General features: G+C 62.8%; 14 protein-coding genes and 1 pseudogene. 9 read left to right on the top strand and 6 right to left on the bottom strand.

The features are described 5' to 3' along the window. Positions 1-170 precede the first annotated feature (170 nt). Positions 171-1079 carry a carbohydrate ABC transporter permease gene (locus D1Y85_RS14715; RefSeq protein WP_124151802.1) on the top strand — a complete coding sequence of 303 codons (909 nt, stop codon included), beginning with the start codon at positions 171-173 and terminating at the stop codon, positions 1077-1079. After that, positions 1076-1921, top strand: coding sequence for a carbohydrate ABC transporter permease (locus tag D1Y85_RS14710; RefSeq protein WP_124151801.1), 846 nt, complete (start codon positions 1076-1078; stop codon positions 1919-1921). Before D1Y85_RS14715 ends, D1Y85_RS14710 begins: the two co-directional genes overlap by 4 nt. A 74-nt stretch (positions 1922-1995) precedes the next feature. Here the strand turns inward: D1Y85_RS14710 and D1Y85_RS14705 are convergent, their stop codons facing one another. The 3 genes from D1Y85_RS14705 to D1Y85_RS14695 form a co-directional block, all read right to left on the bottom strand. Then, on the bottom strand, positions 1996-2154 hold the full coding sequence (locus D1Y85_RS14705; protein ID WP_425466937.1) for a glycine zipper 2TM domain-containing protein: 159 nt from the start codon (positions 2152-2154) through the stop codon (positions 1996-1998). A gap of 98 nt (positions 2155-2252) precedes the next feature. Then, positions 2253-3191, bottom strand: coding sequence for an AEC family transporter (locus tag D1Y85_RS14700; RefSeq protein ID WP_124151799.1), 939 nt, complete (start codon positions 3189-3191; stop codon positions 2253-2255). Positions 3192-3231: 40 nt separating this feature from the next. Next, entirely contained in the window at positions 3232-4722 is a 1491-nt protein-coding gene (locus D1Y85_RS14695; protein WP_185218998.1) for a DHA2 family efflux MFS transporter permease subunit, read from the bottom strand. Positions 4723-4916: 194 nt separating this feature from the next. Here D1Y85_RS14695 and D1Y85_RS14690 point away from each other — a divergent pair, with 194 nt between their 5' ends. Further along, on the top strand, positions 4917-5360 hold the full coding sequence (locus tag D1Y85_RS14690; protein WP_124151798.1) for a MarR family winged helix-turn-helix transcriptional regulator: 444 nt from the start codon (positions 4917-4919) through the stop codon (positions 5358-5360). A gap of 6 nt (positions 5361-5366) precedes the next feature. Here the strand turns inward: D1Y85_RS14690 and speB are convergent, their stop codons facing one another. The 3 genes from speB to D1Y85_RS14675 form a co-directional block, all read right to left on the bottom strand. Beyond that, positions 5367-6329, bottom strand: a complete 963-nt coding sequence (speB, locus tag D1Y85_RS14685; RefSeq protein ID WP_124151797.1) for an agmatinase — start codon at positions 6327-6329, stop codon at positions 5367-5369. A 123-nt stretch (positions 6330-6452) separates the two neighbouring features. Next, positions 6453-7943: an aldehyde dehydrogenase gene (locus D1Y85_RS14680; protein WP_124151796.1), complete on the bottom strand. Its 1491-nt coding sequence runs from the start codon at positions 7941-7943 to the stop codon at positions 6453-6455. A gap of 81 nt (positions 7944-8024) precedes the next feature. After that, positions 8025-8594, bottom strand: coding sequence for a cupin domain-containing protein (locus D1Y85_RS14675; RefSeq protein ID WP_124151795.1), 570 nt, complete (start codon positions 8592-8594; stop codon positions 8025-8027). Positions 8595-9000: 406 nt separating this feature from the next. On the opposite strand from D1Y85_RS14675, the gene D1Y85_RS27595 reads away from it, so the two are divergent. The 6 genes and pseudogenes from D1Y85_RS27595 to D1Y85_RS14645 all read left to right on the top strand — a co-directional run. Next, the gene (locus D1Y85_RS27595; RefSeq protein ID WP_246024915.1) at positions 9001-9225 is read left to right on the top strand and encodes a hypothetical protein; all 225 of its coding nucleotides are present in this window, start codon (positions 9001-9003) and stop codon (positions 9223-9225) included. A gap of 289 nt (positions 9226-9514) precedes the next feature. After that, positions 9515-10324 (top strand): gamma-glutamyl-gamma-aminobutyrate hydrolase family protein, encoded by an 810-nt coding sequence (locus D1Y85_RS14665; RefSeq protein WP_124151794.1) that lies wholly within the window; start codon positions 9515-9517, stop codon positions 10322-10324. Positions 10325-10353: 29 nt separating this feature from the next. Then, positions 10354-11688: a glutamine synthetase family protein gene (locus D1Y85_RS14660; protein ID WP_124151793.1), complete on the top strand. Its 1335-nt coding sequence runs from the start codon at positions 10354-10356 to the stop codon at positions 11686-11688. Between the two features lie 115 nt (positions 11689-11803). Continuing rightward, complete coding sequence (locus tag D1Y85_RS14655; protein ID WP_124151792.1) at positions 11804-13237, top strand: aspartate aminotransferase family protein; 1434 nt, start codon at positions 11804-11806, stop codon at positions 13235-13237. 78 nt (positions 13238-13315) lie between these two features. Beyond that, positions 13316-14437 (top strand): polyamine ABC transporter substrate-binding protein, encoded by a 1122-nt coding sequence (locus D1Y85_RS14650; RefSeq protein WP_124151791.1) that lies wholly within the window; start codon positions 13316-13318, stop codon positions 14435-14437. A 308-nt stretch (positions 14438-14745) separates the two neighbouring features. Then, a pseudogene (locus D1Y85_RS14645) lies at positions 14746-15834 on the top strand (ABC transporter ATP-binding protein); the annotation flags it as partial. Positions 15835-15845: the final 11 nt, after the last annotated feature.

Here is a 15845-nt window from a genome sequence, read left to right as displayed (position 1 = left end):
TGTCGCGCGCGCTGCATTTCACGCGCGCGACGGTCCGCCAAAGCATGGAAAGATCGCAGCACCGAGGACGTAACGACATGACTACCGGTCCCCTGAGACAATCCGGGCAACCGCAGCCAACCGGTCCGGCGACCGGCGGCACCCCTGACCGAACACGCGAACCCACCCGCATGAGCCGCTCCAACCGTGCCGTCGCCACGCCTCGCGCGCCCTGGCTCCTGATCGTGCCGAGTCTCGTGCTCGCGCTGTTCATCATCAGCTATCCGATCTTCAACATCGTGTACCAGTCGCTGCACGAGGTGTCGCGCTTCGGACAGATCCGCGATTTCAGCGGCCTGCAGAACTTCTACAACGTGCTCGGCGATCCCGTGTTCATGAGCGCGCTGAAGAACACGCTCATCTGGACGTTCTTCGTGGTCTCGGGCACCGTGCTGATTTCCGTGCCGGTCGCGCTCGTGCTCAATCAGGACTTCTATGGACGCGGCATCGCGCGCACGATCGTGATGCTGCCGTGGTCCGTCTCGCTCACGATGACCGCCGTGGTGTGGCGCTGGTCATTCAACGACGACTACGGCATGGTCAACGTGACGCTGCAGCGCCTTGGCCTCATAGCGGGACCGATTCACTGGCTCGCGACCCCGGAATACGCGTTCCCGGTCGAGATTTGCGTGGGCATACTCGTATCGATTCCCTTCACCACGACGATCCTGCTCGGCGGACTTTCGTCGGTGCCGGGCGACATCTACGAGGCCGCGCGAATCGACGGCGCGAGCGCCTGGCAGCAGTTCCGCCAGCTCACGCTGCCGCTGCTCAAACCGTTCATCAACATGGCGATCCTGCTGAACGTGATTTACGTGTTCAACTCGTTCCCGATCATCTGGGTCATGACGCAAGGTGGCCCCGACAACAGCACGCACATTCTCGTCACGTACCTCTACGAACTGGGCTTCCGCCTCGGACGCCCCGGCGAAGCCGCCGCGGTTTCGCTCGTCATGCTCGTGATCCTGTTCGCGTTCTCGGTCGCCTATCTGAAGCTGCAGGCGAAGCGCGGCGGCAATGCAGAAGGAGACCTCGCATGAAGCAAAAGATCAAACGCTCCCTGCTCTGCTGGCTCGTGCTGTCGCCGCTGGTGGTCGTCGTGCTGTTTCCGTTCGCCGTGATGTTCTTCACGTCGTTCAAACCCGCATCGGAAGTGTTCGTCTTTCCGGCGCGCTGGCTGCCGATGCAGTGGCGCTGGCAAAACTACGTCGACATGTGGGTGGCCGCGAACTTCGGCGTCGCGCTGCGCAACAGCATCGTGGTCAGCGTGCTTTCCACGAGCCTCGCGCTCGCCGTGAGCCTGCCCGCCGCCTATGCGCTCGCGCGCTTTCCGTTCCGCGGTCGCGGGCTGTACCGGCAGTTCCTGCTCGTCACGCAGATGCTTTCGCCGATCCTGCTGGTGGTAGGCCTGTTCCGGCTTGCCGCGATGATCCCGTGGGGCGATGGCAATCTCGTCGATTCGAAGATCGGCGTCATCGTCTCTTATGCGGCGTTCAATATCGCGTTTGCCGTGTGGATGCTGTCGTCGTACTTCCAGACGGTGCCGCGCGATCTCGAAGAATCGGCGTGGCTCGAGGGCGCGAGCCGCACGGGCGCGGTGTTTCGCGTGTTCCTGCCGCTTGCCGTGCCGGCTGTGGTCGTCACCGCGATCTTCACGTTCATCAGCGCCTGGAACGAATTCGCGGTGGTCTATACGCTGATCCGCTCGCCCGAGAACAAGACACTCACGGTGCAGGTGACGGACATGGTGGCCGGTAAATACACCGTCGAATGGCAACTCGTGATGGCCGCCACGCTCGCGGCGACGCTACCCGTCTCGGTGGTGTTCGCCTGGTTGCAGCGGTATATGGTGAAGGGCCTCGCGCTAGGCGCGGTCAAGTGATGGCAACGGGTGCGGGCGCGTTGTGAATCACGCGCTCGACACCCGGCATCGACTGCTGCGATAGCTCATTGCGATTACTTCCCGAGTTCGTACCCTATCACGCCGCCCGCCACTGCGCCGCCCACCGTGCCGACCCCGCTGCCGTTAGTCGCCTTGTTGCCGACGTAACCACCCGCGGCCGCGCCGCCGAGCGTACACGCCCCGGTGGCCGATGCGGCGACGATCGCCAGCATGAGCGCCGCCCCACTGCGTTTAAGCCATTTCATCGTCGAACCCCCTTTTCGATGGCATGACGCTATTGCCGCAAGCCGCGTGCCGCGCGTGGTCACGCTCAGCGTTGGAGGTATAGCAAAAGCAGTGTTAGCGTCACCAGTGAGCCGATCGTCGAATGAAGAATGGTCCGCGACGTGACGTGCGCCTCTCGTCGATAGTATTCGGCCAGCATGAACGGGCCGGTGCCGGTGGGCAGTGCCGCGAGCAACAGCGCGGTCTGAGCGAGCGGAAACGGCAACGCGAACACGCGCACCGCAAGCCACCACGTCAGCACGGGTTGCGCGACGAGCTTCGTGAGCGTGAGCCACCACGACGACTCGCGCGGCGCCGTCTCAGTGCTGCGGCGTTCCGCGAGGAACAGACCGAGGCTCACGAGCGCGCATGGGCTCGCCGCGCCGCCCAACAGCTTCAGGAACGTCTGCGCACTCGCGGGCACCGTAACGTGTGCGCCCGAAACGATCGCGCCGAGCAGAGGCGCAACGAGCAGCGGATTGCGCAACAGCGACCGCCCGACCTTCATCACGAGCCGATGCGGCCGACGCTCGCTTTGCAGCCCTGTTTCGATCAGCACGATGGCGAACGCAAACAGAACGCACACGACGATGATCGACGCGATCGTGGTGGGCGTGAGGCTCGACGGCCCGAACGCGATCATGCCCAGTGGAAAGCCCACGTAGCCGGTGTTCGGATAAGCGGCGGCGAGACCGTCGATGCTCGCATCGGCAAGCGGACGGCCGAGGAAAAGCCGCACGGCCACCACGCCCGCGAAAACGAGCAGGCACGCGCCGCCGAACGTCACGATGAAAGCGGGCTGGAACAGTTCGCGCCAGGTGGCATGCGCGACGATGTCGAAGAGCAGCGCCGGCAGCGCGAGCCACACGACGAAGCGATTGAGTTCAGAAGCGGCGGCGGGCCCCAGCACGCCGAAGCGGCGGCACGCGAAGCCAGCGAAAATCAGCCCGAATACGGGCAGCAGAATGGAGACAGCGGAAAGCATGGGTTTTCGTTGATAGGCGAGCGACGCTGCGGCCGGACGCTCAGTCCATCGCCGCGTGGCTCGCGTCGGCGGCGCTCGCGCTGTGGGACGAAGGCCGGATCAGCACGAGCAGCGGAATCACGAGCAGCGTCGCGACGAACATCATCTTGAAGTCGTTCAGGTAGGCGATCATCTGCGCCTGCTGCGTGATCGTCTGATTGAGCACGCCGAGATTGTACGGCGATCCGTTCGAAAGCATCGACTGGACCGCGGGATCGAACGGCGTGATGTGCTCCGCAAGATTCGCGTGGGAGACCTGCGTGCCACGCGTGAAGAACGTCTGCACGACCGAAATGCCGATACTGCTGCCGATATTGCGCATCAGGCTGTATGTCGCCGTGCCGTCCGCGCGCAGTTCGGGCGTGAGCGTCGAAAACGTGAGCGCAGATAGCGGCACGAACACAAAGCCGAGGCCAAAGCCCTGAATGACGCCGGGCCACACGATGTCCGATGGCGACAGCACAATCGTGTACTGCATCATCTGCCACAGCGAAAAAGCGGAAACGACGAAGCCAAACAGCAGCAGTGCGCGCGCATCGACGCGTCTCAGCAAGCGTCCCGCAATCAGCATCGCGACCATCGTGCCCGCGCCGCTTGGCGCAGTGACGAGGCCCGTGAGCGCCACCGGATAGCCCATCAGGGACTGCAGCATCGGCGGCAGCAGCGCGCGCGTCGCGTAGAGCACCGCGCCGATCACGAAGATGAAGAACGTGCCCGTCGCGAAGTTGCGGTCCTTGAGCAACTGATAGCGGAAGAACGTGTGCGGCCCGTGGGTGGCCGTATGCACGACAAAGAACGCGAAGCTGAGCGCCGCGACGAGTGCATAGATGCGGATTTCGAGCGAACTGAACCAGTCGAGCTGCTCGCCGCGGTCGAGCATCGCCTGCAGCGCGCCAATCGCGAGCGCGAGCGTAGCGAAGCCGAACATATCGAAGCGCGTCTGGCGGGCGGGATCGCGGGCCGGCAGAAACGTGGACACGCCGAAGAACGCGAACGCTCCGACCGGCACGTTGATGAAGAACACCCAGCGCCAGTTATAGCTGTCCGTGAGCCAGCCGCCGAGCGTCGGGCCGAGCACCGGCCCGACCATCACGCCCATGCCCCACACCGCCATGGCCTGGCCCTGGCGGTCGCGCGGATTGATGTCGAGAAGGATCGACTGCGAGAGCGGCACGAGCGATGCGCCGAATATGCCCTGCAAGAGCCGCGAGCCGACGATCTCGCCGAGCGAGTTCGAAAGGCCGCATAGCGCCGACGCGACCGTAAAGCCCGCAATCGCGAAACCGAGCAACCGCTTCACGCCGAAGCGATCGGCAAGCCACCCCGTGAGCGGCGTAGCGATGGCCGCCGCGACGATATACGACGTGAGCACCCACGTGATCTCGTCTTGCGACGCCGCCATCGAGCCCTGCATGTGCGGAAGCGCGACGTTGGCGATCGTGCTGTCGAGCGTCTGCATGAGCGTGGCGAGCATGATCGACAGAGTGATCATGCCCCGGTTGAGCGGCGCGGACTTGCCGCCCTGAGCGACTGCGGTCATCGTGAAAGGGACGGTTGCGGAGGGAAATGATAAGCGTGCTTATTATACGGATAGCAATGCACGGTGCAATCGGGGGAAAAGCAGGGAAAAAATCGGGGAATCCCGCGAAAGCGCTTCTTCCACCCTTCGTCCGTATAATCGCGCCCATGACTAGCGACCTCGAAAAACGGTTCGGCTTCTTGATCGCCGATGTGGGCCGGCTGTACGGCAAGCGCTACGACGATCTCGCGAAGTCGTCGCTGGAACTCACGCGCGCGCAGTGCCGGACGATCGCGTACCTCTCCCATTACGGCGACATGAATCAGGCGCGCCTCGCCGAGCGGCTCGAAGTCGCGCCAATTTCGGCTGGACGGCTGCTGGAAAGACTGGAGGAAAACGGCTGGGTCGCACGCACGGCGAATCCGGACGACCGCCGCGAATTGCAGGTGAGCCTCACGCCAAAGGCAGAAAGCGTGCTCACGGCCGCGCGCCACGTGGGGGATGAAGTGCAGACGGAAGCCCTCGCGGGCTTCACGCCTGAAGAAGCCGAGCAGTTCAGCCAGATGCTTCAGCGCGTGCGCGCCAATCTGGGTCCGCTCGTCGAACGCTAACGCGCGTTATTTTCCCGCCACCTTGCGCTGGCGCCACAGGCACAGCAGATCACACGCGATGTGCGCGGCAGCGATCGCCGTGATCTCGCTCTGATCGTAGGCCGGCGCCACTTCCACTACGTCCGCGCCGATCAGGTTGACGGCTTCGAGTCCGCGCACGATCGAGAGCGCCTGCGCCGACGAAAGTCCACCCGGCACCGGCGTACCCGTGCCGGGCGCGAAGGCCGGATCGAGACAGTCGATATCGAAGGTCAGATACGCGGGCCGCTCGCCCACGATGTCCAGAATGCGCTGGCGCGCAGCCGCCGGACCGTGTTCGTGGACCCACGCCGCATCGAGCATATTGATGCCGAGAAAATCCTCGTTCCACGTGCGGATGCCCACCTGCACCGAAGTCTTCGGATCGATGAGGCCGTCCTTCACAGCCTTGTAGAACATCGTGCCGTGATTGAGGCTGTCCGGCGAGTCGTCGGCCCAGGTGTCGCAATGCGCGTCGAAGTGGATCAGCGAAAGCGGTTTGCCGTACTTCTCCGCGTGTGCGATCAACAGCGGATACGTAATGAAGTGATCGCCGCCGAACGTGAGCATCTTCGCGTTCGAGCGCAGGATCGTGCGCGCGTGCTCGATGATGGCGGGCTTGATCGACAGCGGATTGTGCCCGTCGAACCAGCAGTCGCCGTAGTCGGTCACGGCGAGCGTGTCGAACGGATTGAAGCCCCACGGGTACGGATGCAGCTCGGCCAGCTGGACGCTGGCTGCACGCACCGCGCTGGGCCCAAGCCGTGCGCCCGAGCGGAACGTGGTGGCGAGATCGAGCGGCACGCCCGACACGACGACATCGACGCCGTCGAGTTCGCGCGTGTAGTTGCGTCGCATGAACGACAGCACGCCGCCGTAGGTGTTTTCGATGGATGAACCGTAAAGCGATGGACGGCGAATTGCGCCGTCGCCATGAATGATGGCAGTCATGCAATGACCTGATTGAAAGGACCGCAGCGCTCGAATCGATAAAAGCGCGCCGCGGCGGTCGGATTCATTGGGAACGCGGCGGCGGGCTTTCCGTGCCTGCCGCCGCGCTGGCTTGCGAATCCTTTAGCGCAGCCTCACGAGCGTGGACTTCAGCTCGGTGTACTTCTCCAGTGCGTGCAGCGACTTGTCACGGCCGTTGCCCGATTCCTTGAAACCGCCGAACGGGAAGTTCATATCTCCCCCTTCGTCGTAGCAGTTGACCCATACGGTGCCCGCGCGCAGACGACGCGAAATATCGTGTGCGTGCGTGAGGTTCGACGTCCAGACCGCGGCGGCGAGGCCGTAGTCGGTATCGTTGGCAATACGCACCGCTTCGTCGATCGTGCTGAACGTAATGACCGACAGCACCGGCCCGAAGATTTCTTCACGCGCGACTTTCGAATCGTGGTGCGTGTCGAACACGGTCGGCTCGATATAGTAGCCGCCGCTTGCTTCGTTCACACGCTTTCCGCCCAGCAGCAGCTTCGATTCCTTGCGGCCCGCTTCGATATAGCCGAGCACGCGCTCGAGCTGGATCTTGTCGACGATGGCGCCCATCGTCGTCTTCGGATCGAGCGGATTGCCCGGCACGTAATTGCGCGCGGCCTCGACGAGTTTCGCGAGAAACACGTCCTTGATGTCACGATGCACGAGCAGGCGCGAACCCGCCGTGCACATCTCGCCCATGTTGTAGAAGATCGCACCGGCCGCGGCGTTCGCGGCGCGGTCGAGGTCCGGGCAGTCCGGCAGCACGATGTTCGGCGACTTGCCGCCCAGTTCGAGCCATGCGCGCTTGAGATTGGACTGGCCCGCGTATTGCATGATCTGTTTGCCGACGCCCGTCGAACCCGTGAACGCGATGCAGTCCACGTCGCGGTGCAGAGCGAGCAGCTTGCCCGGCTCTCCGCCCCCCGGCAGCACGTTGAACACGCCCGCCGGAATGCCCGCTTCGTGCGCGAGTTGCGCGACGCGAATGGCGGTGAGCGGCGACTTCTCCGAAGGCTTGAGCACGACGCTATTGCCCGCCGCGAGCGCGGGGCCGAATTTCCACGATGCCATCAGGATCGGGAAATTCCACGGCACCACGGCAGCGACAACGCCGATCGGCTCGCGCGTGACGAGGCCCACGAGATGATGGTCGGCGGGCACGACTTCGCCGCCGACCTTGTCGATGGCCTCCGCAAACCATTCCACGCAATAGGCCGCGCCCGGCACATCGACAGTCGTCGTGTCGCCAATCGGCTTGCCCGCGTCGAGCGTTTCGAGCAGCGCCAGTTCGTCGAGGTGCTCGCGCATCAGCGCGGCCCAGCGCAGCAGGATCGCCTTGCGGGCGCGCGGATTCAGGCCGGCCCACACCTGTGCGTCGAACGCGCGGCGTGCAGCGGCGACAGCCGCATCCACATCCGCGGCGCCGCAATCCGCGACGCCCGTGAGCACGCGGCCGTCGATCGGGCTCACACAGTCAAAGGTGCGGCCCGAGTAAGCGTCACGATACGCACCGTCGATGAATGCTCGGCCTTCGATCGACAGCGTCGCGGCCTTGTCTTGCCAGTAAGCGAGGGTCTTCTTTTCCATCAGGATGCCTCAATGTTGTGCGTTGGGCCGTGTGCGCCGCGCACGGTGCGGCGCATGCCCGGGGTTCGCGCGAAAGGTAAATTAGAACGTGGGCGGCGAATTCGCCGACACCAGTTCGCAGATGTCGTTCGCGCTGGGATTGCGAAAGCGGTGCGGCAAGCGGCTTTCGAAGTAGTAGCTGTCGCCGGGGTCGAGCAGCCAGGTCGTGCCGTCCACGGTCAGTTCGATCTGGCCGGACACCACGACGCCGCCTTCGTGCCCTGCATGCATGAGCATTTCCGGGCCCGTATCAGCGAGCGGCTGGTACACCTCGCGCATGATGCCCATATTGCGGTCTTTCACGTTCGCGCCGGCGAGGTAGAACTCGATGGACGAGTTGCCGAGATTCGGCATCTCGTCGCGCCGCGATACCACGCTACCCCCTTCGTTCAGGTCGAACGTGAAAAACTCGGCGAGACTCATCGGTATGGATTCGAGCAACTTCTTGAGCGACCCGACCGATGGGCTGACCCGGCTTTGTTCGATCAGCGAGATCGCGCCATTGGTGACGCCCGCTCGCTTCGCAAGCTCGCGCTGAGATAGACCATACCGCTTGCGAACGCAGCGCAGGCGGACAGCAACTTCAGTGGACGACGACACAGACTCGGACACGTTAAGGAACCGTTTACGAAAGAGCGTTCACGCGGACGGCGTGGGAAACGTGTTGAATATTCTAATCAGTTTGCTTTTTTTTCTGTTAGTAGAAACCCGTGTAAGCCATTCGAAATTGATGAATATTCAGCGCGTATTTGCCTATGGGGACACGTATTCCCTGGGAATTCGGGTAAGTGCTGACAAAGAAAATGTAAAAAAATAATTGACGCCCATTTTGGCTCGTATATCCTCAAACACAGGTCGAACGTTATGGAGTTCTCTCCGCCACACTGCAACGCAGCAAAAGGCGTAGCAATGTGAAGGGCTTCAAGCGGCGACTGCATTCCGGTTGACGAAGCGTTCGCTATGCGAGCCTTTATCGCTGGAATGACCCAACCTCAACATCATTCAGTCGAGTGCAATTGTGAGAGTCCGTGGCCCTCTGGTCAGGTGGAATCGTAGTCATGCGAGGTGTCTTCGCGGTGACTGCGCTGCCATCGCCGATGGCAGTAGCGGCAGGCTTGCCCCTCGCCTGCACCTGTCCGTCATCACGATACTTTCGCGCCGGTCGGTCCGGCGTCATAACGCCGTCTCCGCGCGCGCCTTTATTGCTGTCCACACCGACGAAGTCGCGTCACTCCTGCCGTAGCGCCTCTCCTTCCAGCGTAGTTCGTTGCCGTTGCTGTAGATCGCACGCGAAGCCTGCCTTACGCGAGCGACGTGGCTGTGCGCGCCTGACCACGGTTGCGCCCCACAACGGCCGAAAACGAACTGCCTACATGATCTCCACGCGCAGTGCGATTCGTTAGTGCGCATCTCCTGTGCCCCAGGTTTGCGGCCTTGCTTCGTGCAGGGTTGCAAGGTCATGTCACGCCCGTGGTATCGCCGCAATACAAGTCAATACGTGGCACACGGGTAATGGAAGTGAAACTTTAGCCATGCGAATGAAACCCCTGGTCGGCGTCACAGCCGATCGAAACATGATGGGACCGCACGCGTCGCACGTCACCGGCGAGAAGTACATCGCCGCCGCGGTGGATGGCGCCGGTGCGCTGGCACTCGTTGTGCCCGCGCTCGGCGCACGTCAGGCCACAGCCGATCTGCTCGACGCCGTCGATGGACTGCTCTTCACCGGCAGCTATTCGAACGTCGAGCCGCATCTGTATGGTGGTACGCCAAGCGCGCCGGGCACATTGCACGACTCGCATCGCGACGCCACGACGCTGCCGCTCATGCGCGCTGCGATCGAGGCCGGCGTGCCGGTCCTCGCGATCTGCCGCGGTTTCCAGGAAATGAACGTGGTGTATGGCGGCACGCTGCATCAACAGGTCCACGCCGTGGAGGGTTTCGACGATCACCGGGAGAACAAGGCCGACCAGCTCGATGAGCAATATGGGCCGGCTCACGCGATCACGCTCGCCGACGGAGGCATGCTGCAACGCCTCGCTGGCGGCGCGCGCGACGCGAGCGTCAACTCGTTGCACGGGCAAGGGATCGACCGGCTCGGCGCGGGCCTCGTTGCCGAAGCGCTGGCGCCGGATGGTCTCATTGAAGCCGTGAGCGTCGCTAACGCGCGTACTTTCGCACTGGGCGTGCAGTGGCACCCCGAGTGGCAGCACGCGCAAAACGCCCTTTCCACCGCGATATTCCATGCGTTCGGTGAAGCCTGCCGTGCACGCATGCTCGCCCGAATACCGGGCGGGGCCAACAGGCACAACGCCGAGGCGCCTTGCGCCGCGCACGCCTGAAACGCCCCAACAGATAAGAGAGAACGATCATGCAAGACATCGACGATTTCCTGAAGAAGCATCACATCACCGAAGTTGAAGCGATCATCCCCGACATGGCGGGCATCGCGCGCGGCAAGATCATCCCGCGCAGCAAGTTCGAATCGGGCGAATCCATGCGCCTGCCGCAAGCCGTCATGATCCAGACCGTCACCGGCGAGTATCCGGAAGACGACAGCTTCACCGGCGTCACCGACCCCGACATGGTCTGCGTGCCGGACCCCTCGACGATCCGCATCATTCCGTGGGCCGTCGATCCCACCGCCCAGGTCATTCACGACTGCGTCCACTTCGACGGCACGCCCGTCGAAATTTCGCCGCGTCGCGTGCTGCGCCGCGTACTCGAAATGTATGAAGCGAAGGGCTGGAAGCCGGTCATCGCGCCGGAGCTGGAGTTCTACCTCGTCGACATGAACAAGGACCCGGACCTTCCCCTCGTGCCGCCCGTCGGCCGTACGGGGCGTCCGGAGACGGGCCGCCAGGCCTACTCGATCGAAGCGGTCAACGAGTTCGACCCGCTCTTCGAAGACATCTACGAGTACTGCGACGTCCAGGACCTCGACGTCGACACGCTGATTCACGAAGTCGGCGCCGCGCAGATGGAAATCAACTTCATGCACGGCGATCCGCTGAATCTCGCCGACCGCGTGTTCCTGTTCAAGCGCACGGTCCGCGAAGCAGCGCTGCGCCACCACATGTACGCCACGTTCATGGCGAAGCCGATGGAGAACGAGCCGGGCTCGGCCATGCACGTCCACCAGAGCCTCGTCAGCGCCGAAACCGGCGAGAACCTCTTCACGGGTCCGGACGGCAAGGCCACCGACATGTTCTACGCGTACATCGCGGGCCTGCAGAAGTACACGCCTGCGCTGATGCCGATCTTCGCGCCGTACATCAACTCGTACCGCCGTCTGTCGCGCTTCATGGCCGCGCCGATCAACGTCGCGTGGGGCTATGACAACCGCACGGTGGGCTTCCGCGTGCCGTACTCGTCGCCGGCCGCGCGCCGCGTAGAGAACCGCATTCCGGGCGTGGATACGAACCCGTACCTCGCGATCGCCGCGACCCTCGCCGCGGGCTATCTCGGCCTCCAGCAGCACCTGAAGCCGACCGAGCCGCTCGTGAGCGACGGCTACGCACTGCCGTACCAGCTCCCGCGCAACCTCGAAGAGGGCATTACGCTGATGAGCGCGAGCGACCCGCTGAAAGAGATGCTCGGAGAGAAATTCGTGCGTGCGTATCTCGCGCTCAAGGAAACGGAATATGAAGCGTATTTTCGCGTGATAAGTTCGTGGGAACGCAAGCATCTGCTGCTTCACGTGTAACTGAAAACTTTGTAAGGGATGGGGCCAGGCGCTAAAGCACCGGGTCCCATCGACCGCTGTGCATGGGATGGGACTAAGCGCTAAAGCGCCAAGTCCCATCGACAGGAGACAAGCAATGAGTTATCGAATCGATGCCCCCGCAAGCGTGATCCAGGCCGCGCCCACGACGCTGCGCGCAGAGTCCGCGCGCTCGACGGCCGAGTACCGCGCCCTCGACGCCGCGCACCACATCCATCCGTTCTCGGATATGGGCTCGCTCAACAAGCAGGGCAGCCGCGTGATCGTGAAAGCGAAGGGCGTGTACCTGTGGGATTCAGAAGGCAACCAGATCATCGACGGCATGGCCGGTCTCTGGTGCGTGAACGTCGGCTACAGCCGCAAGGAACTCGCTGACGCCGCGTACAAGCAGATGCAGGAACTGCCGTACTACAACACGTTCTTCAAAACCACCCACCCGCCGGTCATCGAATTGTCGGCGCTGCTCGCGCAGCTCGCGCCGGCGCCGTTCAACCACTTCTTCTATTGCAACAGCGGTTCCGAGGGCAACGACACGGTGCTGCGCATCGTGCATCAATACTGGTTCACGCAGGGCAAAGCATCGAAGAAGATCGTCATCTCGCGCAAGAACGGCTATCACGGTTCGACCATCGCGGGCGGAACGCTGGGCGGCATGGGGTACATGCACGAACAGATGCCGTCGAAGGTCGAGAACATCGTTCACATCGACCAGCCGTATTTCTTCGGCGAAGCCGAAGCCAACATGACGCCGGAAGAATTCGGCCTCGCGCGTGCGCAGCAGCTCGAAGCGAAGATCCTCGAAGTCGGCGCCGAGAACGTCGCCGCGTTTATCGGCGAGCCGTTCCAGGGCGCGGGCGGCGTGATCTTCCCGCCGTCGACCTACTGGCCGGAAATCCAGCGCATCTGCCGCAAATACGACATCCTGCTCTGCGCCGACGAAGTGATCGGTGGCTTCGGACGTACCGGCGAATGGTTCGCGCATCAGCACTTCGGCTTCGAGCCGGACCTGATCACGATGGCCAAGGGCCTCACGAGCGGCTACATACCGATGGGCGCGGTGGGTCTCCATGATCGCGTCGCGAAGGCCATCATCGAGAATGGCGACTTCAATCACGGTCTCACGTACTCGGGCCACCCGGTGGCAGCCGCGGTCGCGGTCGCGAACCTCAAGCTGCTGCGCGACGAAGGCATCGTTGAGCGCGTGAAGCACGACACCGGACCGTACTTCCAGCAACGCCTGCGCGAAGCGCTGGCCAATCATCCGATCGTGGGCGACATCTCCGGCGTCGGTCTCGTTGCGGGCATTCAGCTCGCTGAAGATCCGAAGACGCGCAAGCGCTTCGCGAACGGCGGCGACGTCGGCACGCTGTGCCGCGACTTCTGCTTCAACGGCAATCTGATCATGCGCGCGACGGGCGACCGGATGCTGCTGTCGCCGCCGCTCGTGATCACGCGTAGCGAAATCGACGAAATCGTGTCGAAGGCGAAGAAGGCCATCGACGCAACGGCGCAGCAACTGGGTCTTATGTAACACCACTTGTCCGGGTTCGGCAGTACGTCACGGGGTAAAGGCACTGCCGATCCATCTTCATCTTCAGGGGAAACCAACATGAGTGTTTGTCATCTTCGTACTGCGGTCGCGACAGCTGCCCTCGCCCTGTGCGCGGGTCTCACGGCTACTTCGAGTCAACCGGTCCGTGCGGCCGATGAAGTGCTGAACGTCTACAACTGGTCCGACTACATTGCGAAGGACACGATTCCGAACTTCGAAAAGCAGACCGGAATCAAGGTCAAGTACGACAACTACGACAGCGACGATACGCTGCAGGCCAAGCTGCTCGCCGGTAGCTCGGGCTATGACATCGTTGTGCCGACCTCGAACTACATGGCCAAGCAGATTCAGGCAGGCGTGTACCAGAAGCTCGACAAGGCGCACATGCCTAACCTGTCGAACCTCGATCCGACGCTCATGCACATGATCGCGGACGCCGATCCGGGCAACCAGTACGGCGTGCCCTGGGCCTTCGGCACCGACGGCATCGGCTACAACGTGCAAGCCGTCAAGAAGGCACTCGGCGACAACGCGCCGGTCGACAGCTGGGCGCTCGTGTTCGATCCGCAATATCTCTCGAAGCTGAAGGGCTGTGGCGTGTCGTTCCTCGACCAGGCCGTGGACGTGTTTGCAGCAACGCTGCAGTACATGCACAAGGACCCGAACAGCACGAATCCGGCCGACTATCAGGCCGCCTTTGAAGTGCTGAAGAAAGTCCGCCCGTACATCACCCAGTTCAACTCGTCGGGCTACATCAACGACCTCGTGAACAACGACATCTGCGTCGCGGTGGCCTGGTCGGGTGACGTCGGCATCGCGCACCGCCGTGCCGAAGAAGCCAAGCGCTCGTACGAACTCAAGTTCACGAACCCGAAGGAAGGCGGTCTGCTGTGGTTCGACGTGATGGTCGTGCCGAAGGATGCACCGCATCCCGAAGCAGCGATGAAGTGGATCAACTACATCGAAGATCCGAAGGTCAACTCGCAGATCACGAACGAAGTGTTCTACCCGACCGCGAACAAGTCCGCACGCACGTTCGTGACGCCGGGCGTCGCCCAGGATCCGACCGTGTACCCGTCGGACGAAGTTCTGAAGAAGATGACGCTGATGAAGCCGATGCCGGCCGACATCCTGCGTCTGGAAAACCGTCTGTGGGCACAGCTCAAGACGGGCCATTGATTGAATGAAGCGGTCTGGAAATAAAACGAAGGAGACACTGCGGAAGAGGGATCGCTCGACCCCTCTCCGCCTGTAGTCAGTGGTGGTAGTCCGGCTGCGCGCCTGAGTCGCTTCAGGTGTCCGAGTTGAACCAAGGCTGCGCAGCCTTCCCCGAGCCTCGTTCGCAGCAATCCGCGAGTCGCGTCATGCGCCCCGTGCGGGTCGACTCATGCCTGCGATCAGAAAGGAACCAAGGTTACATCATGAATTCGACGTCAAAAGTCAACGCCAATCCGGCCGTGGGTGCATCGGGCACCCGAGCCAACTCCAATGACGCTTTCGTGCGAATCGAAAACGTCGTCAAGAAATTCGGCGACAGCACCGCCGTGGACAACGTGAGCCTCAACATCGCGAAGAACGAACTGTTCGCGCTGCTCGGCAGCTCCGGCTGCGGCAAGTCCACGCTGCTGCGCATGCTCGCGGGACTCGAAACGGCCACGTCGGGCCGCATCTTCGTCGACGGCGAGGACCTCGCGTCGCTGCCCCCGTACCGGCGCCCGGTCAACATGATGTTTCAGTCGTACGCGCTTTTCCCGCACATGAGCGTCGAGTCGAATGTCGCGTTCGGCCTCAAGCAGGAAGGCGTCCCGAAGAACGAGATCAAGGAGCGCGTCGCCGACGCCCTGAACCTCGTGCAGATGAGCCGCTATGGCCAGCGCAAACCGCATCAGCTCTCCGGCGGCCAGCAACAGCGTGTCGCGCTCGCGCGCTCGCTCGTCAAGCGCCCCAAGCTGCTTCTGCTCGACGAGCCCATGTCCGCGCTCGACAAGAAGATCCGCCAGAAGACGCAGCTCGAACTCGTGAACATTATCGAAAAGGTCGATGTCACTTGTGTGATGGTCACGCACGATCAGGAAGAAGCGATGACCATGGCCAACCGCCTCGCCGTCATGAGCGAAGGTCGCATCATGCAGATCGGCACGCCGAGCGACGTCTACGAATTCCCCAATTGCCGCTTCTCGGCCGAGTTCATCGGTTCGACCAACCTCTTCGAAGGCCGCGTGGTCGAGGACGAACCCGATCACATCTTCGTCGAAAGCGACGAACTCGAAACACGCATGTACGTGAGCCACGGCATCACCGGGCCGCTCGGCATGCCCGTTGGCATCTCCGTGCGACCGGAGCGCGTGCGCGTCACGCGTGACAAACCCGGCACGACGACCAACTGGGCGCGCGGCGTGGTCACCGACGTCGCCTACATGGGCAGCTACTCGCTCTATCACGTGCGTCTGCCCGGCGGCAAGGTGGTCGTCTCGAACCTCTCCAGTTCGCATCTCCTGAACGAGGGTGCGCCCGCCTGGAACGACGACGTCTACGTTTCGTGGGCGCCGTCCAGCGGCGTCGTGCTCACACAATGAGGAGGATGCCG

The organism is Paraburkholderia dinghuensis (assembly GCF_003837865.1).
GTDB lineage: Bacteria > Pseudomonadota > Gammaproteobacteria > Burkholderiales > Burkholderiaceae > Paraburkholderia > Paraburkholderia dinghuensis.
The sequence above is the reverse complement of the archived record's forward strand: the minus strand, read 5'-3'. Positions and strand labels throughout refer to the sequence as shown.